The organism is Pseudomonas sp. NPDC087342, assembly GCF_044744265.1.
GTDB lineage: Bacteria > Pseudomonadota > Gammaproteobacteria > Pseudomonadales > Pseudomonadaceae > Aquipseudomonas > Aquipseudomonas nunensis.
The window spans coordinates 1-1,920 of the sequence record NZ_JBIUXZ010000054.1 but is presented as its reverse complement, the minus strand read 5'-3'; the positions used below and the strand labels follow the sequence as shown (position 1 = coordinate 1,920).

The 1,920-nt window shown below is 59.9% G+C and carries 1 protein-coding gene and 1 pseudogene; both read right to left on the bottom strand.

What is annotated here, in order from left to right; all coding sequences use genetic code 11:
- Nucleotides 1–1,580: NADH-quinone oxidoreductase subunit C/D (nuoC, locus tag ACIOYV_RS33215; protein ID WP_401330704.1), on the bottom strand; the 1,580-nt coding region annotated here is incomplete at its 3' end.
- 72 nt (nt 1,581–1,652) lie between these two features.
- Nucleotides 1,653–1,920, bottom strand: a pseudogene (locus tag ACIOYV_RS33210) (NADH-quinone oxidoreductase subunit B); the annotation flags it as partial.

Genomic DNA, 1,920 nt, shown 5'->3' with positions numbered 1-1,920 from the left:
GATTCGATGGCCGGCATGACCGGGCCCCACGAAACTTGCAGGAAGTGCGTGATCAAGGTCTCGATGTGCTGCAGCGTGCGTTCTTTCGGCGGCGGCGTGGTCAGCGGGTGATCCGCCTTGTACGGGCCTTCCGGCATGTTGCGCATGCACTGCTCGATGATCTTCAGGCTCTGGCGCATTTCTTCGACGCGCACGATGCAACGGTCGTAGGCATCACCATTGGCCGCCAGCGGGACTTCGAATTCGAAGTTCTCGTAGCCGGAGTATGGACGTGCTTTACGCAAGTCGAAGTCGCAACCGGTCGAACGCAGGCCGGCACCGGTGACGCCCCATTCCAGGGCCTCTTTGGTGTTGTAGGCGGCAACGCCGATGGTCCGGCCTTTGAGAATGCTGTTGTCCAGCGCCGCTTTCTGGTATTCGTCCAGACGCTTTGGCATCCACTCGACGAAATCTTTAACCAGTTTTTCCCAACCGCGCGGCAGGTCGTGGGCGACGCCACCGATGCGGTACCAGGCCGGGTGCAGACGGAAACCGGTGATGGCTTCGATCACCGTGTACGCCTTCTGGCGGTCGGTGAAGGTGAAGAACACCGGGGTCATCGCGCCGACGTCCTGGATGTAGGTACCCAGGAACAGCAGGTGGCTGGTGATCCGGAAGAACTCGGCCATCATGATGCGGATGACGTCGACCTTCTCGGGCACCTTGATGCCGGCCAGTTTCTCGACCGAGAGCACGTACGGCAGGTTGTTCATCACGCCGCCGAGGTAGTCGATACGGTCGGTGTACGGGATGAAGCTGTGCCAGGACTGACGCTCGGCCATCTTCTCGGCACCACGGTGGTGGTAGCCAACGTCCGGCACGCAATCGACGATTTCTTCACCGTCCAGCTGCAGGATGATGCGGAACGCACCGTGCGCGGAAGGGTGGTTCGGGCCGAGGTTGAGGAACATGTAGTCCTCGTTCGCCCCGGAACGCTTCATGCCCCAGTCTTCAGGCTTGAAGCGTGCGGCTTCTTCCTCAAGCTGTTGCTTGGCCAGGTTCAGGGTGAACGGATCGAACTCGGTGGCACGGGCCGGGAAGTCCTTGCGCAGCGGGTGACCTTCCCAGGTCGGCGGCATCATGATGCGGGTCAGGTGCGGGTGACCTTTGAAGTCGTTCCCGTACATGTCCCAGACTTCACGCTCGTACCAGTTGGCGTTCGGCCAGATGCTGGTGACGGTCGGCAGGCTGAGGTCGCTCTCGGACAAGGCGACCTTGATCATCACGTCACTATTACGTTCGATCGACATCAAGTGATAGAACACAGTGAAGTCGGCGCCGCTTGGCAGCCCTTGACGCTTGGTGCGCAGACGCTCGTCCACGCCGTGCAGGTCATAGAGCATGACGTACGGCTTGGGCAGGTTGCGCAGGAAGGTCAGGACTTCGACGAGTTTGGCGCGGGCAACCCAAAGCACCGGCATGCCGGTTCTGGTAGGCTGGGCGGTGATCGCCTCGGGGCCAAAACGGTTGTTCAGTTCGACGACCACATCCTGGTCGTCTGCCTTATAAGGCGGGATGTACAGAGCACTGCCTGTAGTCATGGTTATTTATCGCTTTCGGTCAACGTAAAGAATGAAGCCAGTGTCTCGTTCTATAAAAGAAGCAGAGCTGGATCAGACTTCGTCGGGGCTGCGCAGGTTGGTGACTGCGATTCGCTGTTCGCGGCGCTGTTCCTTTTGCGAAGGCATCTCGGCGCGATACACGCCTTGATCGCCAACGACCCAGGAAAGCGGACGACGCTCCTGTCCAATCGACTCTTGCAAGAGCATCAAGCCTTGCAGGAAAGCTTCGGGACGGGGCGGGCAGCCAGGCACGTAGACGTCCACGGGCAGGAACTTGTCCACCCCTTGAACGACGGAGTAGATGTCGTACATGCCACCG